Origin of the sequence: Chromobacterium phragmitis, assembly GCF_003325475.1 — a bacterium.
Classification (GTDB): domain Bacteria; phylum Pseudomonadota; class Gammaproteobacteria; order Burkholderiales; family Chromobacteriaceae; genus Chromobacterium; species Chromobacterium phragmitis.
In genome coordinates, this window is the sequence record NZ_CP029495.1 from 780,307 (window position 1) to 801,392 (window position 21,086).

Annotated in this window: 14 protein-coding genes, 1 tRNA gene and 2 pseudogenes; 6 read left to right on the top strand and 11 right to left on the bottom strand. The window is 56.4% G+C overall.

Annotation, left to right across the window (positions count from 1 at the left end; all coding sequences use genetic code 11):
- The first annotated feature begins 646 nt into the window (after window positions 1–646).
- Window positions 647–979 carry a TIGR01841 family phasin gene (gene phaP, locus DK842_RS03895; RefSeq protein WP_168191800.1) on the top strand — a complete coding sequence of 111 codons (333 nt, stop codon included), beginning with the start codon at window positions 647–649 and terminating at the stop codon, window positions 977–979.
- 185 nt (window positions 980–1,164) lie between these two features.
- On the opposite strand, the gene DK842_RS03900 is transcribed toward phaP, so the two are convergent.
- The 3 genes from DK842_RS03900 to DK842_RS03910 form a co-directional block, all read right to left on the bottom strand.
- Window positions 1,165–2,910 carry a PHA/PHB synthase family protein gene (locus DK842_RS03900; RefSeq protein ID WP_114060184.1) on the bottom strand — a complete coding sequence of 582 codons (1,746 nt, stop codon included), beginning with the start codon at window positions 2,908–2,910 and terminating at the stop codon, window positions 1,165–1,167.
- 152 nt (window positions 2,911–3,062) lie between these two features.
- On the bottom strand, window positions 3,063–4,226 hold the full coding sequence (locus DK842_RS03905) for a DesA family fatty acid desaturase (protein ID WP_114060185.1): 1,164 nt from the start codon (window positions 4,224–4,226) through the stop codon (window positions 3,063–3,065).
- A gap of 38 nt (window positions 4,227–4,264) precedes the next feature.
- A complete protein-coding gene (locus tag DK842_RS03910) occupies window positions 4,265–5,176 on the bottom strand; it encodes a slipin family protein (protein ID WP_114060186.1) in 912 nt (303 codons plus the stop codon).
- A 250-nt stretch (window positions 5,177–5,426) separates the two neighbouring features.
- On the opposite strand from DK842_RS03910, the gene DK842_RS03915 reads away from it, so the two are divergent.
- A complete protein-coding gene (locus DK842_RS03915; protein WP_174774520.1) occupies window positions 5,427–6,146 on the top strand; it encodes a Crp/Fnr family transcriptional regulator in 720 nt (239 codons plus the stop codon).
- A 66-nt stretch (window positions 6,147–6,212) separates the two neighbouring features.
- Here the strand turns inward: DK842_RS03915 and acnA are convergent, their stop codons facing one another.
- Entirely contained in the window at window positions 6,213–8,894 is a 2,682-nt protein-coding gene (gene acnA / locus DK842_RS03920) for an aconitate hydratase AcnA (RefSeq protein ID WP_114060187.1), read from the bottom strand.
- Window positions 8,895–8,991: 97 nt separating this feature from the next.
- On the opposite strand from acnA, the gene fumC reads away from it, so the two are divergent.
- From fumC to DK842_RS03935, 3 genes and pseudogenes are all read left to right on the top strand, one after another.
- Window positions 8,992–10,377: a class II fumarate hydratase gene (gene fumC, locus DK842_RS03925; RefSeq protein WP_114060188.1), complete on the top strand. Its 1,386-nt coding sequence runs from the start codon at window positions 8,992–8,994 to the stop codon at window positions 10,375–10,377.
- A 190-nt stretch (window positions 10,378–10,567) separates the two neighbouring features.
- Window positions 10,568–10,866: pseudogene (locus DK842_RS24225) on the top strand (transposase); the annotation flags it as partial.
- 575 nt (window positions 10,867–11,441) lie between these two features.
- A complete protein-coding gene (locus DK842_RS03935; protein ID WP_114060190.1) occupies window positions 11,442–12,398 on the top strand; it encodes a diguanylate cyclase domain-containing protein in 957 nt (318 codons plus the stop codon).
- 115 nt (window positions 12,399–12,513) lie between these two features.
- Here the strand turns inward: DK842_RS03935 and DK842_RS23800 are convergent.
- The 4 genes and pseudogenes from DK842_RS23800 to istA all read right to left on the bottom strand — a co-directional run.
- Window positions 12,514–13,226, bottom strand: a pseudogene (locus DK842_RS23800) (IS5 family transposase); the annotation flags it as partial.
- A gap of 147 nt (window positions 13,227–13,373) precedes the next feature.
- Window positions 13,374–13,982 (bottom strand): YagK/YfjJ domain-containing protein, encoded by a 609-nt coding sequence (locus DK842_RS03945; protein ID WP_114060192.1) that lies wholly within the window; start codon window positions 13,980–13,982, stop codon window positions 13,374–13,376.
- A 466-nt stretch (window positions 13,983–14,448) separates the two neighbouring features.
- Complete coding sequence (gene istB / locus DK842_RS03950; protein ID WP_114060181.1) at window positions 14,449–15,249, bottom strand: IS21-like element helper ATPase IstB; 801 nt, start codon at window positions 15,247–15,249, stop codon at window positions 14,449–14,451.
- Complete coding sequence (gene istA, locus DK842_RS03955) at window positions 15,242–16,735, bottom strand: IS21 family transposase (protein WP_114063596.1); 1,494 nt, start codon at window positions 16,733–16,735, stop codon at window positions 15,242–15,244. Before istA ends, istB begins: the two co-directional genes overlap by 8 nt.
- A 100-nt stretch (window positions 16,736–16,835) precedes the next feature.
- Here istA and DK842_RS03960 point away from each other — a divergent pair, with 100 nt between their 5' ends.
- Window positions 16,836–17,030 (top strand): tyrosine-type recombinase/integrase, encoded by a 195-nt coding sequence (locus DK842_RS03960; protein ID WP_198414626.1) that lies wholly within the window; start codon window positions 16,836–16,838, stop codon window positions 17,028–17,030.
- Between the two features lie 49 nt (window positions 17,031–17,079).
- Here the strand turns inward: DK842_RS03960 and DK842_RS03965 are convergent.
- From DK842_RS03965 to dnaG, 3 genes are all read right to left on the bottom strand, one after another.
- A tRNA-Ile gene (locus tag DK842_RS03965) sits at window positions 17,080–17,158 on the bottom strand.
- A gap of 91 nt (window positions 17,159–17,249) precedes the next feature.
- Window positions 17,250–19,178 carry an RNA polymerase sigma factor RpoD gene (gene rpoD, locus DK842_RS03970; RefSeq protein WP_114060193.1) on the bottom strand — a complete coding sequence of 643 codons (1,929 nt, stop codon included), beginning with the start codon at window positions 19,176–19,178 and terminating at the stop codon, window positions 17,250–17,252.
- A gap of 77 nt (window positions 19,179–19,255) precedes the next feature.
- Complete coding sequence (gene dnaG / locus DK842_RS03975; RefSeq protein ID WP_114060194.1) at window positions 19,256–21,070, bottom strand: DNA primase; 1,815 nt, start codon at window positions 21,068–21,070, stop codon at window positions 19,256–19,258.
- Window positions 21,071–21,086 lie beyond the last annotated feature (16 nt).

The window sequence follows — 21,086 nt, forward strand, 5'->3', positions numbered from 1 at the left end:
TTGCCCAAAATTTTCTTATGGTAAAAATGATAAATAAATACCACCACCCAGTCCAATAATCAAAACAGCCAACACACTTACAAAAATTGAATAAGGATTGCTGCGTTAATCATTTTTTACATAAAATGGAGAACATAGGTCACGCCCTTAGGAAGGGTCTGATCAGGTCGGTCTCAAAAAATCCGCCAAGTCGAAAATCATATCCTTCCAGATCTTGTCTGGTAAGTTTTGGGACGTGCTCAGTCAGTTTATAGCAGCAGCTTAAATCACTTCCTGGGCAAGCTCTGTGCACTAACGCACAGAGCTATTTCTACTTAGTCAATATAATGTATCATTGTCACGGCACCGGCTACCCAAAATAGAGAAAACACTGCATCGCAGCAAATCCAAACCTGGCAATACTACTTATTGCATAATGATTTTTGAGCTACTATAGAGAACCATTTGCCGCAAAGCTATAAAATGGCACTTACGCTTAACTTCATGGCATCAAGAAGCACTCCAATAAATTAAATACATGTATAACACAGTCATTAATGTAATTAACTAAAATCTCAACCAATTTATATTGCAATTATCTAGATAATTTTCATGAATGCCTCAATGGCATAATCGGGGGAGTGACTTAACCATCTCGGAGACTATCATGTCTAAAATCTTAGAAAGCAACAGTTCGTCTGATAATGCGACAAATACAATTTTGAAGCTCTTCCAAGCCTCATTAAATGCTACTGAGCGCTTGGCTAAGCTACAGGTAAAAATGTCAAAGGAAGTTATTGACTATCATGCCGCAGTGATAAATGAATTCTCATCATCGCCCAATTCACATGATTCATTTTCTAAAATTGGGGAGCTTTCTAGTGATGCTGTAAATAAAGCTTTCTCCCACTCTAAAGATGTATATGATATTTTCTCTGATTCGCAGAACGAAATATCAAAATTGATCGGCAAAGCATCCAACCCAATGATGCTTGATTGAGAATAACGTCCAGAGCCTGCCCTGCAGGCTCCTTTTCTCAATATGATTAGCCGCCCATCCCACTCCTAAGCTGTTACTCCGGAAATTAAATTTGGTACAAAAACACTCCCGACTATTTATTTACAAGGTAGGGCTACAGGAAAGTTGCTGCCGGATGAATAGCGAGCAAAGAAGCAATAAGTGAATTAACGCTCCATCACATAAAGGCCGGGAGCTGTCTCTCGTGCAGGGTATGATGCACATCCCATCGCAGGCGGCACAACTGGCTCGCCAGACTGATGTGCCAGCCATTTTTCCCATACCGGCCACCAAGACCCATGTTGCGACCGCGTTGTTTCCAACCAGGTGTCCGGATCCGTATATCGATCTTTTCGACCACCAGCTGATAAGCGGAAATATCGGCCAGGATGTCCCGGCTCGCTGATAATCCCCGCATTATGCCCACCACTTGTCAATAGAAAATGACTATCCACATCCAATGCCAACTGGATTTTATAGACGGATCGCCAAGGAGCAACGTGGTCTATCTCGGTAGCCACCACAAATACTGGCGTCCGGATATCGTGCAAGACTACGGGACGGCCATCCACCTGATAACGTCCCTCAAACAAATCGTTATCGAGAAACAAGCGCCGTAGGTATTCGCTGTGCATCCGATACGGCATACGAGTACTGTCGGCATTCCAAGCCATTAAGTCGGTCATCGACGCGCGTTGTCCCAACAGATATTCCTGCACCAATTGCGACCAGATCAGATCGTTGGAGCGCAGCAACTGAAATGCGCCAGCCATCTGCTTGGCGTCCAGATAACCATGACCCCACATGATGTCTTCCAAATATGAAATTTGGCTTTCATCAATAAACAGCATCAATTCTCCGGCTTCGGTGAAGTCGATTTGCGCCGCGAGCAAGGTAATAGATTGGATGACGGGATTTTTTTCCCTAGCCAAGTAAGCTGCCGTGATGGCGAGCAAAGTGCCGCCCAGGCAGTAACCGAGCGCATTGACCCGACATCCCGGCAGGACTTGGCCGATGATATTCAGCGCATCCAACACCCCTAGACGCAAATAATCGTCCATTCCCAAATTGTGGTCGTCCGCCCCCGGATTGCGCCAAGAGATCATGAACACGGTATAACCGTGCTCGACCAAGTAACGCACCAACGAATTGTGCGGCGACAGGTCCAGAATGTAATATTTCATGATCCAGGCGGGAATGAATAGCACCGGCTGAGCCTTCACCAGTGGCGTCCTTGGAGAGTATTGGATCAATTCCATCAGATGGTTGCGAAAGACAACCTTGCCTGGCGTGGTGGCAACCGTTTCGCCTGGAATGAACTGCTCAGCTCCCCAAGGCGGCCGCCCTGTCGATATACGCTCCCAGTCTTCCTGCAGATTGCGCCAACCGCGCAACAGATTTTGCCCACTTTCTCGCAAGGTGCTCTCCTGCGCCAGTGGATTGGTGGCCAGAAAATTCACCGGAGACATCATGTCCAGCAGTTGACGCGCCATAAAGGACACCATCTGCTCATGATGGGCGGACACGCCTCTGATGCTGGTCGTGGCATTGAGCCACCACTGTTGCTGCAATAGAAAAGCCTGCGAATACAGATTAAATGGCCAGCGCTGCCAGGCTTCATCGCGGAAACGTTTGTCCTGTTCGAGGGGCACAACGCAGGGAGCGCAAGCCGAGCCGACGCAGGCGCGCGGCAGATAATGCGTCAGCTTGGCCCATTTGCTGGTTCCGCTATGCGCCAAATGCACCCACTTTCCGGGTGAGATGGCGAAATGCGTGGCCCAGTCGTAAAAGGCCAAGGCCAGACTGGCGGGTGACAGCCCCAAAGTGGCGCGCGACATCTGGGCATGCAACATCTGATCGAAAGCGCAGGACCACTCTAGGTCCTGCATCGGAACCGAAGGTGGCTTTTCCATATCAGGCTGGCTGCCCCCCCAAGGGGATAAAATGGTCCAGGGCTGCAGCCAAGCGTCAACGGCTCGAGCCGGCCATCGCACGGAGAGCGGATTCCACGCTGGTACATGAAGACTATCGTCCACCTTGCCTCCTTGGCACGTTGAAGCGCACGCTAGCAATCGTACTGCCTTAATTGCCGCGAAAACTCCGGCAAGCCGTCAATACCGCTGCTTTCAGCCCGCCGGCACCAGTCCTCCAATTGGCTGGACAACAGCGCGGTGGAACAGGCGGAACGCTCCCACAGCGAGGTAAGCTCGCGCCTCATCGTGTAAATGGTATTCAGCGCCATACTGAGCGGCAGCACCCGTTCTAAAAGCTCACCATCCGGCAGCGGTTCCCGAACGGCATGACGCAACCAGCGACGAGTCGTTTCCAGCCCCGCAGCCACATACAGCCCTTCCAGCCGTTGCAGCTCCACAGACGCAGTCCTGCGCAGGGCGTGATCGAACCGCTCCAATACCAGATAACGATGGGCAATGACTGCATTCATGGTTTTCTCATCGCAATGCAGTTTGAGCGGATTCTGGCGCAGAGCGGGCAATGGCTGGCGTACCATGGCCAAACGCAAACAGGCGAGCAAGCGAATGTACGCCCAACCGATATCGAATTCCCACCACCGGGCAGACAGTTTGGGAGACGTAACATAAGCGTGGTGATTGTTATGCAGCTCCTCGCCCCCGATCAGCACTCCCCACGGCACGATGTTGCGCGAGGAGTCGTTGGTCGCAAACAAGCGATAGCCCCAGTAATGGCCGATACCGTTTATAACGCCCGCTGCAAAAACAGGAATCCACAGCATCTGTACTGCCCAAACACTCAATCCGACAGGGCCGAACAACAGTAAGTCAATTAGCTGCATCAAGCCCACCCCCAGCACGGAGTGGGTGGCGTAAAGCCGTCGCTCCAGCCAATCATCCGGGGTGCAGCCGCCATAATGCTCCAGCATCGCTTGGTCACCGGCCGCGCGGCGATACAGCTCGCTGCCTTGCAGCAAAACCGTCGTGAGCCCGAAACATTGCGGACTGTGCGGGTCGCCCTGGGTATCGGTCACTGCATGATGCTTACGGTGAATGGCGACCCATTCACGAGTCACCATGCCAGTGGTCAGCCACAGCCAGAACCGGAAAAAATGGCTAGCCAGCGGATGCAGCTGCAAGGCCTGATGCGCCTGATGCCGGTGAAGAAAGATGGTGACCGCGGCAATGGTAACGTGGGTGAGCCCCAGCGTCGCCAGGACAAGCCCCCACCAGGGCAGATCAAGTAGGCTCAGTTGCATGCGACCTCCTTGGCAAGTAGCGAACCGCCGCTTGCCGCTTAACCGGCGCCGCTTGCGGCGCGCAAGTCGGCTTCCGCAGCGCCCGCATGATTGACTGCCGCGGTCGACGCTACGCTTCGGCTGGATGCGGGCTTTTTCAACGTAGCGGCCAGCGGATTCAAACTATCCACCATCGCGCTGGGGATCAGAATCGTCGTGCCGCGCTCCTTGGTGGTCTCATAAATAATGTTCATCGCACGCAATTGCAGCGCTGCTGGATGTTCCGCGTAGATATTCGCCGCTTCGACAAACTTACTGGCTATTTCCGCTTCGGCGGAACCCAGAATAATCCGGGCCTGTTTTTCCCGCTCGGCCTGCGCCTGGCGAGACATGGCGTCCTGCAGCGCCTCCGGAATGGCGACATCGCGGATTTCCACCGAGCGCACGGTAATGCCCCATTCCGCCGTTTTCTCTGCGATCTTGCCGCACAGGTCCTGTACCATGTTTTGACGGTCGCTGAGCAGTACCGCCAACATCGAGGAACCTATCATTTCGCGCAGCGAAGTCTGCGCGACTCGATCAATCGCCTGGCTATAGTCGGTGATGGCCAAGGCCGCTTTTTTCGCGTCATGCACATGCCAGAAGATGATCGCGTCCACATTCACCGGCACCGTGTCGCGGGTCAGCGCCTGCTCGGCATTGAAGGCAGTGGTCTGGATTCTTTCATCAATGGTGGCTACCACGCGGTCCACCACCGGGATGATCAAAAACAGGCCCGGACCATTCACGCCGCGCAACTTGCCGGCACGCAGCACCACGCATTTCTGCCAGGTGTTGGCCATACGCAAGGATTGCGCCACAATCGCAGCCCCCACCCAGAGTAGGATAGCCAGCAGTAAATAGTCACCAATATAAGCCAGCGCGCCGGAGATGATGAAAGTCGCGACAATGAAAGAACTGATGGGGCTCATGGCGGCACTCCTTGCCTAAGGTTTGAACGCATGTGCTGACTGCGCTTAAGCATCTGCGCTTTTGCCATGCCCCATCTGTACGCTGTCATACATAGGAATGAATATTGAGGCCTTGTGTCATTTCAAACACATCGCCGCTCCGGGACGCACAACACATTAGACAGGGAGAATGACGGCCCGTCCCTCTTGCCTGCGACTCGCTTTCAGCAATGCGTTTTTCTTCCATAATGGCTTGAAGACTGGAAAAGACATGATCAGCAATGATGACCCCAGGCGGAATGGCTTGCTCGCAAACCTGCCCGAACTCGAATGGCAAAGATTGGCTCCGCAGCTGGAGCCTGTGGAAATGCCATTGGGAAAGGTGCTGTACGAACCTGGCTGCACGCTTAGCCACATCTACTTTCCAACCACGGCCATCGTCTCGCTGCTCTACGTGATGGAGGACGGCGCCTCTGCGGAAATCGCCGTCGTCGGCCTTGAGGGGGTTGTCGGCATTGCCTTGTTCATGGGCGGCGAAACGACGCCGAGCCGCGCGGTGGTGCAAAGCGCCGGCCAGGGCTACCGACTGAGGGCCGAAATTTTAAAGGATGAATTCAAACGCGCGGGCTCGATGATGCATCTGCTGCTGCGCTACACCCAGGCATTAATCACCCAGATGGGACAAACCGCCGTATGCAATCGACATCACTCGCTGGATCAACAACTGTGCCGCTGGCTACTGCTGAGCCTGGATCGGCTGCAAGGCAATGAGTTGGTCATGACGCAGGAGCTGATCGCCAATATGCTGGGCGTGCGTCGCGAGGGCGTCACTGAGGCCGCGCTTAAGTTGCAGAAAGCTGGACTGATCCACTATGCGCGCGGCCATATCACCATTGTGGATCGAGACGGACTGGAAAAGCGCACTTGCGAATGCTACGACGTCGTGAGAAAAGAGTATCAACGCTTGTTGAACGCGCCGCTATCTCAGTAAGCCTGATGGCGTTGACTGGGCGGCATCGCGCAACAAGCGGCGCGCTGCCTGACAAGACAGGTACACTCACGATGCCGCCAGCAGTTGTCGCAACACATAGGGCAGAATGCCGCCATGGCGGTAATACTCTACCTCCACCGGAGTGTCGATGCGCAGCAGCAACGGCAGTTGCCGGGTCCGCCCATCGGCATTCCGCACTGTCAGCGTCACTTCTTGCCGGGGCAGGATGCCGCGCTCCAGACCGCTCAGGTCGAATAGCTCATCCCCCCTCAGGCCTGCGGCGCTGTCGGAACCGGTGAATTGTAACGGCAACACGCCCATGCCCACCAGATTGGAGCGGTGGATGCGCTCGAAGCTGCGGGCGATGACCGCTTTCACGCCCAGTAATCGAGTGCCTTTGGCTGCCCAATCGCGGCTGGAGCCAGTGCCGTACTCCTCGCCAGCGAAGATCAGTGTTGGCGTGCCAGTCCGCTGGTACTCCATCGCCGCATCGTAGAGGAAGCGCTGCGCGCCATCCGGCTGGCTCAGCGTCAACCCGCCCTCCACCGGCTTACCGTCGGCATCCGGCGGTAGCATCAGATTGCGGATGCGCACATTGGCGAAGGTGCCGCGCATCATCACTTCGTGGTGCCCGCGGCGCGAGCCGTAGCTGTTGAACTCCAAGGGCGCGATGCCCCGTTGTTGCAGGTATTGCCCGGCCGGGGAGCTTGCCTTGATCGAACCGGCCGGGCTGATGTGATCAGTGGTGACCGAGTCGCCGAAGATGGCTAGCGCCCGCGCATCCAGCACCAGGGGCACCGCCGCCGGCTGCAGGGCAAAATCCTGAAAGAATGGCGGCTCGGCGATATAGCTGGACGCCTCCCAGCCATACACCAGCCCGGTCGGCGCGGCGATGCCTCTCCACAGCGGATTGCTGTCGACAAAGTCCTGGTACAGGCGGCGATAGGTGGCCGGATCGGTCGCCTGCGCCAGCGCGGCGGCCACTTCCTGGTCGCTGGGCCAGATTTCGCGCAGCCACACCGGCCGGCCGGCACGGTCCACGCCCAAGGGCTCGCGGTCCAGGTCGATGTCCACCCGACCGGCCAGCGCGAACGCCACCACCAGCGGCGGGCTCATCAGGAAATTGGCCTTGATCGCCGGATGGATGCGCGCCTCGAAATTGCGGTTGCCGGACAACACGGCGGCGCAGATCAGGTCCTTGGCGGCGATTTCCTCCTCCAGCGTCGGCTCCAGCGGCCCGGAGTTACCGATGCAGGTGGTGCAGCCGTAAGCCACCACCCGGAAACCCAGCTGCTGCAAGGACGGCAGCAGGCCGGCCTTGTCCAGATAATCGGTGACCACCCGCGAGCCCGGCGCCAGCGAGGTCTTGATGCGCGGTGCCACCCTCAAACCGCGCGCGGCGGCCTTTTGCGCCAGCAGGCCGGCCGCCAACATCACGCCGGGGTTGGAGGTGTTGGTGCAGGAGGTGATGGCGGCGATCAGCACCGCCCCATGTCCCAGCACGCCATCAGCCGCCGGCGCGGCGCCGGCCTTGCCGTAACCGCCGCTGGACGCCGGCTGCGCCAGCAGCTCATGGAAGCGGGACTTCAGCGCCGGCAGCGCGATGCGGTCTTGCGGCCGTTTCGGCCCGGCCACGCTGGGCACAATGCCGGCCAGGTCCAATTCCAGCGTCTGGCTATAGTCGATCGCGCCGGCCTGCGGCATGCCGAATAGGCTCTGCGCCTGAAAATAGCGGCGGAAAGCATCGACCTCCTCTTCGCTGCGTCCGGTGGCGGAGAGATAGGCCGCCGCCTGTTCGTCCGGCGGAAAGAAACCCATGGTGGCGCCGTATTCCGGCGCCATATTGGCCAGCGTGGCGCGGTCCGGCAGCGTCAGACTGGCTACGCCCGCACCGAAGAATTCGACGAACTTACCCACAACCTGGGCCTGGCGCAGCCTCTCCGTCACCGCCAGCACCAGATCTGTGGCGGTCACGCCCTCGCGCAGTCTGCCGGTCAGATGGACCCCCACCACATCCGGCGTCAGCAAATAGACTGGCTGCCCCAGCATGCCGGCCTCGGCCTCGATGCCGCCCACGCCCCAGCCGACTACGCCCAGCGCGTTGATCATGGTGGTATGCGAATCGGTTCCCACCAGCGTATCCGGGTAATAGACATCATTTTTGCGCAACACGCCGCGCGCCAGATATTCCAGATTCACCTGATGGACAATGCCGATGCCCGGCGGTACGACCCGGAAGGTCTTGAACGCCTGCATCCCCCATTTGATGAAGCGGTATCGTTCGGCATTACGGCGGAACTCCAACTGCATGTTCAGATCCAGCGCATCGCTCTCGCGAAAGTGGTCGACTTGCACCGAATGGTCGATCACCAAGTCCACCGGCACCAGCGGCTCGATCCGCCTGGCCGGCTTGCCGAAGCGTTGCGCCACACCGCGCATCGCCGCCAGATCGCACAGCAGCGGCACGCCGGTGAAGTCCTGCAGCACAATGCGCGCCACCACGAAGGGAATCTCCTCGCTGCGCGCCGCCTGCGGCTGCCAGTTGGCCAGTTGCCGCACATGTTCCTCGGTGATGCGCTGTCCATCCAGATTGCGCAGCAGCGACTCGAGCACGATGCGCAGCGACACCGGCAGGCGGCTGACATCGCCGACGCCCAGCTCGGCCAATGCCGGCAGGGAATGAAACTGGGCAAACTGGCCAGAGGCCAACGGGAACTTGCGTAAACTGTCATGGGCACGCAGGGACATGAGGAACTCCGGTGAGAAGGCCGACAGCAACGATACAGGCGAGATCAGCTTTGACTATGACTCATAAATAGAGTTCTACCAGATGGAGCCAATCAAGATGAGCAAAGCACAACGTGCGGAGACCGATAGCTTCGGCCCGATTGACGTGGCAGAGAGCGCGCTATGGGGCGCGCAGACCCAGCGCTCGCTTGAACACTTTGCGATTTCCAGCGAGCGAATGCCGCCGGAACTGATTCTGGCGCTGGCTATGGTGAAGCGCGCGGCGGCGCTCGCCAATCAGGAGCTAGGGCTACTGAACGAGGCTAAAGCCCAGGCAATCGTCACCGCCTCGGATGAAGTGCTGGCAAATCAGCACAGCAAGCAATTCCCCTTGTCGCTTTGGCAGACCGGCTCTGGGACCCAGACCAATATGAACCTGAACGAAGTGTTGGCCAATCGCGCCTCAGAATTGCTGGGCGGAAAACGCGGCCCGTCGCGGCTGGTTCACGCAAATGACGAGGTCAATCTCGGCCAGTCGTCCAATGATGTGTTTCCCACCGCGATGCATGTGGCGGCGGTGATCGGACTGAATCATAGGCTGCAGCCCAGCCTGGCTCGGCTGCGGCAGGCGTTAGAGGAAAAGTCGCTCGAATTCGCCGACATCATCAAAATCGGCCGCACCCACCTTCAGGATGCCACGCCGCTGACGCTGGGCCAGGAAATTTCAGGCTGGGCCGCCCAGCTGCAACATGCTGAACAGGCGCTTCAGCTCAGCCTGCCGGCGCTGTGCCAATTGGCGATAGGCGGCACCGCGGTCGGCACCGGCCTCAATACCCATCCGCACTTTGGTGCCAAGGTGGCGGACATTCTGTCAACTCAGACTCACTTGCCGTTTGCGAGCGCCGACAACAAGTTCGCCGCATTGGCCTGTCATGATGCGCTCACTTCAGCCCATGGGGCGCTGAAAACCTTGGCCGCCTCGTTAATGAAGATAGCTAACGACATCCGCTGGCTCGCCTCCGGCCCGCGATGTGGCTTGGGCGAGCTGGCGCTCCCGGAAAATGAGCCAGGCAGCTCCATCATGCCGGGCAAGGTCAACCCTACGCAATGCGAAGCCGTCACCATGCTATGCTGCCAAGTGATGGGCAACGATGTAGCGATCTCCATCGGCGCGGCCTCAGGCAATTTCGAACTCAATGTATTCAAGCCGCTAATCGCGCACAATTTCCTTCAAAGCGTACGCCTGCTGACCGATGGCATGGCCAGCTTGCGCCAACACTGCGTGCAGGGCATGCAGGCCAGGCGCGAGCGTATCGGCCAACTGTTGGAGCAGTCTCTGATGCTTGCCACCGCGCTCAATCCCCATATCGGCTATGACAAGGCAGCCGCCATCGCCCGGCACGCTCATCAGTGCGGCGGCACGCTGAGGCAATCTGCGCTGGAGTTAGGCTATCTCAGCGGAGAACAGTTTGATGCCTGGGTCAAGCCGCAGGATATGATATAAAAAATGCATAGTTTATAACTTTTTCAACAAAAAACCGCTAATTGCTCCTAAACTGCTGCTTAGGCGAGCCTGGGAAAACCTATTAGGGCTTATCGCAAAATCCGGGCTCGCCTAGGCTTTGTGGGCTGACCACATGAGCACATCTGCCCCGTAGCAGTGCCGAAGCACCAGGAAAGCCTACAAGCAAGCCCTGATACGGCGTGGCACCTGTCCATCTGGCTGAATAGCAGCATGATGTGGCAGACAAGGCCACAGAGGATGCTAACCCAAACGCAGACCTACAATGATGCGGCCATTACGGTCTGTTTAACCATCAAGAATCCGTTTGGGCTGGCGTTAAGACAGACCATCGGTTTCATCCAAAGTCTGTTCAAGCCGACAGGCCCGGGCTTGAGCCTCCCGAACGACTGCCCCCTGTTTTGGCGTCAGCAAACGCTGCAAGTCAGCATTCCCCATAACAAGAGTAAGCGCATTTCATCCAGCCTGCATGAGCGGCAGCAGCGCTTTAGATAGCAAGACACGCAATGCGGCGTTTACGCCGCGTGATGCCACGGGGCGTATCCCCATGCGACGATAGAAAGGAATTTCACTGGGCAAGTACTCGGCACAAGACTCCCCAGGCCCCAACAGGACAATCAGGAAACGCTGAAGCAACTGCCATCGCCGCAATTTGATGGAAATCAAGATGTATTGCTTCAAACTGCAGGGAAAAGCATGATGATCCGGCGCTTCGATGGCCAAGAGACAGCGAGGCAAGTTAGTAGAAGCGCTTCAGCATGCAGGGTAGTAGCGGCATAAATCTGTTCTAGAAAAGAGGAGAGTCATCTTGCTTTGGACTTATGAAACAGAGTCTCCCAGAAATGAAACCATGCACAAAAAATCGAAATTCATTAAAGCAAAGTCATTCATCAACTGAACCGTTCTACTTTAAATATCGTCCCTATTTTACTTGACTATTGAAACTGACAACATAAAACGCCTTACCACTCTATCAAACTGGAAGAGTGAGCCCTGAATGCGGAAATTTTAAACACTCAATTACGCTCACCGCCAAGGAGGTATGAATGGACCTGCCTTCCATATTCAATAGAAAAAACACTATCGACTGTGACCCGTATAAAAAATGGTCAATTCAAGCCAGGCTTCGATTGGCGGACTCTCTTTTCACAAACACTAGCGAAGGGATATGCATCACTGACAACAATCAAAAAGTGTTAGAAATCAATCAAGCGCTTTGCCAAATCACGGGATTTAGCAATGAAGAAATTCTAGGCAATACACCTAAAATTTTCGCATCTGAAATTCATAGCAGACATTTTTTTGCGACCATGTGGCAAGAAATATACAAGCAAGGACAATGGCAAGGGGAAGTCTGGAATCGACATCACAACGGCAGCTTGTATGCCATACGACTTAGCATTTCAGCAGTTTATGATTCATATCGAAAAATAACTCATTACGTCGGAATTATGGGAGACATAACCCAACAGAAACTGGATTTAGCTGCAGTCACTCAAAACGCTCACATTGACTCACTAACAGGCCTTCCCAATCGACTACTTTTCAAAGACAGATTTCTTCAGGCCATCTCCCAAGCGGATCGAAATAAAACACAGCTTGCCGTTTGCTTTTTAGACCTAGATAATTTTAAAATTATCAATGACCAGCATGGCCATCATAGTGGTGATATCGTTTTAAAAGAGGTTGCTAATCGCTTATCAATTACAATCAGAGCTGGAGATACTGCTGCCAGACTGGGGGGAGATGAATTTGTTTTATTGCTGTCGGGACTAAAAAAATGGTCTGAATGCCTTATGATTTTAAAAAGAATAACAGATACCATACGCCAACCAATCAATTTTGATGGCAACATTACCATCCCCAAAGCAAGTATGGGAGTCGCTATTTACCCATTGGATGCAAGCGATCCTGACATTTTAGTAGCTCTCGCGGATTCCGCAATGTATCGAGCAAAAAAATCGGGAGGAAACCAAATAGCCTATCATTTCAAAAAAGACTAGTTAATTGAATAAGGACATTCAATGAATGGGTATATTTTATTTTACAAACAGATACCAGATTGATGGTAAATCAGATAGCTAAATTCTGGCAGACTGCTACTTCCATTGGCTTGCCATCGGCGCGGCCATTGACCTCGGACACCGAGACGTCCACAACCAGGCCGTTGCGGTTCTCGGTCAGGATATGGGCCATATGGCACAAGCGGCTGGCGTCGCCGGCGCTCTTGCAGGCCAGTCGCGCTTCCGGATCGGTTCGCGATTGATGCGTCTGGTTGCTTCGCTTCTCGCCCCGGAAATCGACGTCCGGGTTGCGCCCTGCGGGTGGGGACGTGTCGTCATCCTGGTGAACAAAGCTTTTGTGCGAAGCCCAGGCATCGATCAGCGTGCCTCGACGCTGAAATGTTCGTCGCTGGTGAGCTTGCCCCACTCGGCCAGGCTGCGTACGCGAATGAAGAAGGCGCGGGCGACGTCTTCGGTAAACAAGCGGTCGCGATTTTGTGAGAAGGTCGAGTGATCCCATACGCGGGCATCGGCGGAAAGGCCGACGAACCAGCGAAACAGCAGGTTATAGTCCAGTTGCTCGACCAGCAGCCGCTCGGAGCGGATGGTGTAGAGCACTTGCAGCAGGGAGGCGCGCAGCAGATGTTCAGGCGGAATCGAAGGCCGCCCGACGCGGGAATATAAGCCGTCGAATACCTCATTCATCGAGCCGAGCACCAGGTCGACCATCTGGCGGATCTTGCGCAGCGGGTGATTGGCCGGGATGCGATCTTCCAGCTGGATGTAGCTGAACAGATTGGTCTGCGTGTCGTTGCGGACGCCTCTCATCGGGTGCTTTCGCGGTTCGTTGGATGTTGATGATTATACCAAATGAATGGTTGTTGGTTTTTCAACGGCCTGCTAGTAATGAGTAGCATCATTTAATAGAACCATTCGATATAGGTCAAGAAAAATCTGTTCATCCCATGCAATCGATCAAAACTTCAAATTATTGCTACAGCCAAAGGTACGAACCTTAATCGGCATCGTACCCATTGCCACCAAATCACGATTAATTGCAGATCGTACTTGATTATCGTCTTTAGCAAGATATGGGATAACGATATTGCAGAGATTGTGCAGCTCTTCTTCGCTATCTAGACGTATACGCCCAACGCCAAGGTAACGGTACTGTTGCTTATTTCGATTGCAGTTGTTGTAACACCCCTTCCCTTCCGTGATAGTCATCCAATACTCACCAATCTGATCACCATAGTACGCATCCGCCTGAACCTTATCGGCATTAAACACAAACAAGCAGTGGTAGTGATAGCCAGCCTCTTCCGTGTACTCCAAAGCCCATACCCAACCCAGGCAATGTTCAAAGATGCTAGGCTTCCCACGACGATTGTTCCAAAGCCTTGTCTTGTATTCCTGAATCTCAAAAACAGACATGCCCTGCTGAAACTGGTCTCTTATCAGAAAGTCCACACGCACTGCCATGACTCTCTTGTAGCCATTACGTTTGCAGTTCAAGATGAAATTGATCGCACTCTGGCAATTTACCTCAGAAAATTCATAGTCAGGTTGAAAAGAAATATTCATGGAAATCCCTTTATTTGCTCCTCTCAATAAATAGGGATAACAAATAATAATTTAACTTGCTTATTAATGACCCATGGCTTGTCAATTACTGCCATGGCTTTGATTATCAAGACAGCTGCCTAGGCAAGCACCTCTCTTCTTAATGAAAAGAAATGAATAATCCAATAATAAACATATACCAGAATGAACTACATTAAAAAATGCAGGAACTCCTTGTATGAAGATGTCAAAAATGTCCTCAGGGCGGGCAATTAATAAAACAGGTTAATATACAGAGTTATTAGCTTGTCCGCTGCGCGTCCGATATTACCCAACTCTGCGCGTTGAATTTTACCCAGGGAGGAAAGCCACTTCCGTCTAGGGGTGGCTGTGGATAAGTCTAATACATTCCAGTAGCCTGATTCAGTTCGATGTCACCAATACCGAGGGCTTGGTGCTGTGACCCTCACCCCCGGTAGATCAGTACCTAGAATGGCTCTGCTTCGTCAGCCCCTCCTAGCCGCGTTTTCTCCCTGGCCTTGATTCTCGATTTCGCCGTATCGCTGCTATGACGGAACCGATAGGACTCGTTACCCGTCTCGACGATATGGCAGTGGTGCGTCAATCGGTCGAGCAAGGCTGTCGTCAGCTTGGCATCGCCAAACACGCTGGCCCATTCGCCGAAGGTCAGGTTGGTGGTAATCATCACACTGGTGTGCTCGTACAGCTTCGACAGCAGGTGGAACAGCAAGGCCCCACCTGCCTGGCTGAATGGCAAGTAACCCAGCTCGTCCAGAATCACCAGGTCAACCCGCATCAACGCGAACGCCAGCTTGCCCGCCTTACCCGCCGCTTTCTCCTGCTCCAGCAAGTTGACTAGATCCACGGTGGAGAAGAAGCGTACCCGTTTGCCGTGGCGCGTAATGCCAGACACGCCCAATGCGGTGGCAAGGTGTGTTTTGCCGGTACCCGTGCCACCAATGAACACGACGTTATGTGCACTCTCGCTGAACGACAGGTCTGCCAGCTCGGCGATCAAATGCTGATCCACCTTAGTCTGACTGAAGTCGAACCCCGCCAGGTCGCGATGCGCAGGAAACCTGGCGGCGTGCATCTGGTAGCTGATTGACCGCATGGCGCGGTCGGTTTCCTCTGCGGCCAGCAGGTGTTCAATCAGCCAGCGCGATGACTCGATAGCGCTTTGGGCATCTTGCGTGACGATCTCATCCCAGGCGCCGGCCATGCCGTAAAGCCGCAATGCCTTTAGCTTGCTCGCGATCTCATCCATGGCGGGCTCCCGTGCGCAGGCTGTCGTAGCGTTCTGGATCAGCCAGCGGCGCTTCCTGGACGGCGAGCTGCGTTTCCGCCTGCTCCGGCATCGGCGACTGCTTGAGCCGGTTTAGTACGTTCTCGATGTGCTCGACGCTCGGGTTACCCGACTCCAGTACCAGCTCGACGGCAACCAGCACGACCTCCAGCCCCGAGCGTGGCACCGCCGCCAGCAGTTTGGCCATGACGCGGTCACCGCCTTCGCGCTTGAGTAATAGCCGTCGCAGCCGCTGTAACGGATCTGGCAGGTCGGCGAATGGCGCACCGTTACGCAGAGCGCCGGGCTTACGCTCGATCAGCGGGAGGTAGTGCTGCCAGTCGTAACTCGTGTGGTGGCTGCCGAACCGGCGCGCGTGGGTGGCCACGATAGCGTCGTTGGCCACCAGGTCGATCCGCTCAGGGTAAACATGAATGCTCACCATCTGGCCGACCAACTCACAGGGTGCTGAGTAACGATTGCGGTCGTAGTGCACCAGGCAGATGCTGTTGACCTTGCCCAGCGTCTCCACGTAGCCGTCGAATGGCGTGACCATCGGCATCAGCTGTGGCTGCTCATGTTCCAGCATCTCGGCGATGGTGAGGCCATCGAACTCACCATGGCGCAGCTCCTGCCATAGCGTGCGGCAACGACTAAGCAACCAGACGTTCAGTTCTGCAAAGCTACTGAACCGTTGCTTGGCGGCCTCTTGCCAGATGCGCGGGCGACTGTCCTGCACATTTTTCTCGACGACGCCTTTCTCCCAGCCGGAAGCGACGTTGCAGAAGTCCGGATCGAACAGGTAGTGCGATGCCATCGCGGCGAAGCGGGTGTTGACCGCTCGTGCCTTGCCACGTTTGACCTTGTCGACGGCAGTCTTCATGTTGTCGTAGATGCCGCGGCGCGGAATGCCGCCGAGTGCCGTGAATGCGCGGGTGTGGGCATCAAACAGCATCTCGTGGCTTTGGGTGGGATAGGCCTGCACAACGAAGGCGCGGCTGGCGCATAGCTTGAGGTGCGCCGCCATGATCTTGCGCCAGATGCCGCCGATCACCAGACGCTCCTCGCTCCAGTCGAATTGGAAAGCCTCACCCAGCTCAAAGCGCAGTGGCACGTACGCCTTGGTTTGGCTCGTGCCACCACCAGCCCGCCACTGTCGGATGAAGGCCGTCACTCGGCTGTAGTCGCCGGAGAACCCTGCTGCCTTGAGCTCGGCAAAGAGCTTGAGCGCGCTGCGGCGCTCGCGCTTGGGACGGTGTAAGTCCGTCTCCAGCATTTTGGTGAGCTGCACCGCATACGGTGCGATCTTGGTTTCAGCGGGTTTCCGCTGGTACTTCGGCGCCGTGCCTTCCGCCGCCTTGAGCCAGTGACGGATCGTTTTGCGGGTCAGCCCAGTTCGCCGCTCAATTTCAGATAGCGATAGGCCATCTCGGTAGAACAACCTGCGAACAATGCCCAGTTCTTTCATGGTGATCACTCCATTCTCCTGCTGAAAAATTCAGCAGGGGGATTGAACATCCTGGGTAGTTTTGAACGCGCACTAGCTCCTGAAAACTGGGTAATTTTCTATGCGTACGCACACCCACGTCCTTCGCCACAGCTTTGCCAGTCACTTCATGATGAACGGCGGCAACATCCTGGTGCTGCAAAGGGCGCTGGGCCACCACAACCTCACCATGACCATGCGGTACGCCCATCTCTCACCCGACCATTTGAGCGAAACCCGCGAGCTGAACCCGCTACGCGCGTTGAACCTTTGTTGAACCCGACAAAGCAAAAGGGGTTGCGCTTGCGCGCAACCCCTTGATTGTTTGGTGGGCCCCCCGAGAGTCGAACTCGGCACCAACGGATTATGAGTCCGCTGCTCTAACCAAGCATGAGCTAGAGGCCCTGAAGAGGGGGCCATTATAGCGAGGAAAAGAAAAATCCCCAAGCCCTTTATTCAAGGAACTTGGGGATGCCATTCGACTAAAGCGTTATGCTTATTGGCCGCCCGGCTCGCTGTCCAGGAAACTGCGCAAGCGCTCGGAACGGGTCGGATGGCGCAGCTTGCGCAACGCCTTGGCCTCGATCTGGCGGATACGCTCGCGGGTCACGTCGAACTGCTTGCCCACTTCTTCCAGCGTGTGGTCGGTATTCATGTCGATGCCGAAACGCATGCGCAGGACTTTCGCCTCGCGCGGAGTCAGCGTGTCCAGCACTTCCTTGGTCGCATCCTTCAGGCTGGAGTACATTGCCGCATCGGATGGGGCCAGGTTGTTCTGGTCCTCGATGAAGTCGCCGAGATGGGAATCGTCGTCGTCGCCGATCGGGGTTTCCATGGAGATGGGCTCCTTGGAAATCTTCATGATCTTGCGAATCTTCTCTTCCGGCATCTCCATCTTCTCGGCCAACTCCGCCGGATCCGGCTCGCGGCCGCTTTCCTGCAGGATTTGCCGCGAGATGCGGTTCATCTTGTTGATGGTCTCGATCATGTGCACCGGAATGCGGATGGTGCGCGCCTGATCCGCGATGGAGCGGGTGATGGCCTGGCGGATCCACCAGGTGGCGTAGGTCGAGAACTTGTAGCCGCGACGGTATTCGAACTTGTCCACCGCCTTCATCAGGCCGATGTTGCCTTCCTGAATAAGGTCGAGGAACTGCAGGCCGCGGTTGGTGTACTTCTTGGCGATGGAAATCACCAGACGCAGGTTGGCCTCGATCATTTCCTTCTTGGCCCGGCGCGCCTTGGACTCGCCGGCCGACATCTGGCGGTTGATTTCCTTCAACGCCTTGATCGTCAGCATCGCGCGGTCCTGCAAATCCGACAGGCGGGTCTGCTTCTCGATGATCGCGTGCTTGAAGCGGGTCAGCGCCTCGCTCCAGGCCTTGCCTGAGTCGATCTCTTTTTCCACCCAGTCAAGGTTGGTCTCGTTGCCCGGGAACACCTTGATGAAGTGGGCTCGGTCCATGCGCACGCGGCTGACGCAGATATCCTGGATGTCGCGCTCGTAAGTGCGGATCTCGTTGACGCGGCCACGCAGCGACTCGCAGAGGCTTTCCACCTGGCGGGTCGCGAAGCGCACCAACATGAACTCGGTGGTGATCGCGTCCTGCAGCTCCTGGTATTCCTTGCTTTGCGAACCCTTGGCGCTCAACGCCTTGACCATCTTGTCGAACAGCATGCGCACGCCGGCGAAGTGCTCCAGCGCGTGCTGCTTCAGTTCTTCCAGATTGGCAGCGGCGTCGGCGTCGGCGTCTACATTGCCGTCTTCGTCCTCTTCCTCTTCGTCCTCTTCGTCCAACAGGTCGTCGCTGTCTTCCGGCTCGGCGAATTGGGCTTCGTCCTCGGTCGGGGCATTGAGGTCGATGAAGCCGTCCACGACTTCGTCTACGCGGATTTCATCGCGCGCCACGCGCTCCATCAGCTCCAGCACCTCGGCAATCGTGCCGGGGCAGGCGGAGATGGCCTGGATCATGTACTTGAGGCCGTCCTCGATCCGCTTGGCGATTTCGATTTCGCCTTCGCGGGTCAGCAGCTCGACCGAACCCATTTCGCGCATGTACATGCGGACCGGGTCGGTCGTGCGGCCGAATTCGGAGTCCACCGAGGACAGGGCCGCTTCGGCCTCTTCCACGGCATCCTCATCCGCCACCGAAGGGGTGGCGTCGGACATCAGCAGGGTTTCAGCGTCCGGCGCTTCTTCACACACCTGAATGCCCAGACCGGCTATCATCGTGACGATGTTTTCGATCTGCTCGGCGTCGGACACGTCTTCCGGCAGGTGGTCATTGATTTCGGCGTAGGTCAGGTACCCACGCTCCTTGCCCAGGGCGATCAACTGGCGCAAGCGTTTCCGCTGCTCTTCCAGGCTCATCACTTCCTGTTGGCTGTCCTGCACATCTTTCTGGTTTTCGGGAGAGGCCGCCATTTCGCTTCCTGCTTGAAAAAAAGCCGAAAAAAACAGTTGATTATAACACAACTACCTGAACTTTTCCGCCGAACCCGTTAGTTCGGCGACGAGAACATTTCCCGCAACAGCTGGGCCATCAGGACTTTCTCTTCGGAAGTCAGTCCTTCGTGCCGGTCCTTCAGTTTTAGCCGCTCCAGTTGCTCCGCATGCAGCATTTTCAGCAGCCGGGCGTTGCCGTCCTGAAACAACTGCCGGTCGTCCTCGCCGGGATCGGCGAATTCGTCCGGGTCTTGCATCGCCTGCTGCAGCACGCTGTCGATCAAACCCTCGTACGGCGTGCCGCGCAGTCCTTCGATCAATTTCGCGGTGTTCGGTGCCTCGCCGTGCTCCAGCACCCGCTCGGCCAGCATTGCAAAGCAACCCAGCTCATCCGACAGCGCCAGGCTGTCTGGCAGCTTGACGTCGCCCGCCCACTGCGGATTCATCAACAACCACTTGATCAGCTTCTTGACCATGGTGGTGTTGACCACCCGCTGCGACTGCTCCGGCAGCCTGTACTCGCGCTTGCCGCCGCCGCGGTTGCCGCCGCCGCGGTTGCCGCGCTCGAAGCGTTGCGGCTTGCCGCCGCCGGTAAGCATGTCCAGTTCGTCGACATCCACGCCCGCCATCTCGGCCAACCGCTTGCGTATCATGTAACCCAGCGCCGGCGCGGCGATCTGGGCCAGCAGCGGCGTCGCCTGGCGGATCAGATCCGCCTTGCCTTCCGGCGTACCGAGATTGATGCCGCGGCACAGCTCGCGGGTGAAGTACACCGACAGCGGCAGGCTTTCCTGAACCAGCAACTGCTCAAACGCGTCGGCGCCGAATTCGCGGACATAGCTGTCCGGATCATGCTCGGTCGGCAAGAACAGAAAATTCAGCGCCTTACCGTCCACCAGCTGCGGCAGGCTGTTCTCCAGCGCGCGCCAGGCGGCCTTCTGCCCGGCGGCGTCGCCGTCGAAGCAGAAATACACCTGCTCGGCGTGCTTGAGCAGCTTGCGCACATGCTCGCCGGTGGTGGCGGTGCCGAGCGTGGCCACCGCGTAGCCGATGCCGTATTGCGCCAGCGCCACTACGTCCATATAGCCTTCGACCACCAGCACCCGGTTTTTCTCCCGGATCGCCTGCCGCGCCTCATACAAGCCATACAGCTCGCGGCCCTTTTCAAACAGCGGCGTTTCTGGCGAGTTCAGATACTTCGGCTCGCCCTTGCCCAGCACGCGTCCGCCGAAACCGACGATGGCGCCGCGCTGGTTGCGGATCGGGAACATCAGCCGGTCGCGGAAGCGGTCATAGCGGCGCCCGCTATCCTCGGCCACGATCACCAGGCCGGCTTCCACCAGCTTGTCGTCCTGGTAGTTATCGACCGCGGCTTCCAGGTTCTGCCAGCCGTCCGGCGAGTAGCCCAGGCCGAAGCGGGCGGCGACTTCGCCGGACAATCCCCGTCCCTTGCAGTAGGCGACGGCATTGGCCGCGCCCTTCAGCTCGCGCCGGTAGAAATCGCTGGCCTGTTGCATCAGCTGCTCCAGCGACACCTGCTTCTCTCGCGCCTTACGGCTGGCTTCCGGATTGACCTCGCGCTCGTTCGGCACCTGCATGCCGATGCCCTCGGCCAGCATCTTGACGGCATCGATGAAGCCGATGCCCTGGTACTCCATCACGAAGCCGATGGCCGAACCGTGCGCGCCGCAGCCGAAGCAGTGATAGAACTGCTTGCTGGGACTTACCGTAAATGAGGGCGACTTTTCCTTGTGAAAGGGGCAGCAGGCCATATAGTTCTGCCCGCCCCGCTTCAGCGGAACGTAGCGGTCCACCACGTCGACGATGTCGACGCGGGACAGCAGTTGGTCGATGAAATCCTGCGGAATCAAGTCCTGCCGCCTCGGC

Coding starts and splice junctions, on each gene's coding strand:
- phaP (WP_168191800.1), top strand. CDS start 647: ATGTCTAAAATCTTAGAAAGCAACAGTTCGTCTGATAATGCGACAAAT.
- DK842_RS03900 (WP_114060184.1), bottom strand. CDS start 2,910: ATGGAAAAGCCACCTTCGGTTCCGATGCAGGACCTAGAGTGGTCCTGC.
- DK842_RS03905 (WP_114060185.1), bottom strand. CDS start 4,226: ATGCAACTGAGCCTACTTGATCTGCCCTGGTGGGGGCTTGTCCTGGCG.
- DK842_RS03910 (WP_114060186.1), bottom strand. CDS start 5,176: ATGAGCCCCATCAGTTCTTTCATTGTCGCGACTTTCATCATCTCCGGC.
- DK842_RS03915 (WP_174774520.1), top strand. CDS start 5,427: ATGATCAGCAATGATGACCCCAGGCGGAATGGCTTGCTCGCAAACCTG.
- acnA (WP_114060187.1), bottom strand. CDS start 8,894: ATGTCCCTGCGTGCCCATGACAGTTTACGCAAGTTCCCGTTGGCCTCT.
- fumC (WP_114060188.1), top strand. CDS start 8,992: ATGAGCAAAGCACAACGTGCGGAGACCGATAGCTTCGGCCCGATTGAC.
- DK842_RS03935 (WP_114060190.1), top strand. CDS start 11,442: ATGGACCTGCCTTCCATATTCAATAGAAAAAACACTATCGACTGTGAC.
- DK842_RS03945 (WP_114060192.1), bottom strand. CDS start 13,982: ATGAATATTTCTTTTCAACCTGACTATGAATTTTCTGAGGTAAATTGC.
- istB (WP_114060181.1), bottom strand. CDS start 15,249: ATGGATGAGATCGCGAGCAAGCTAAAGGCATTGCGGCTTTACGGCATG.
- istA (WP_114063596.1), bottom strand. CDS start 16,735: ATGAAAGAACTGGGCATTGTTCGCAGGTTGTTCTACCGAGATGGCCTA.
- DK842_RS03960 (WP_198414626.1), top strand. CDS start 16,836: ATGCGTACGCACACCCACGTCCTTCGCCACAGCTTTGCCAGTCACTTC.
- rpoD (WP_114060193.1), bottom strand. CDS start 19,178: ATGGCGGCCTCTCCCGAAAACCAGAAAGATGTGCAGGACAGCCAACAG.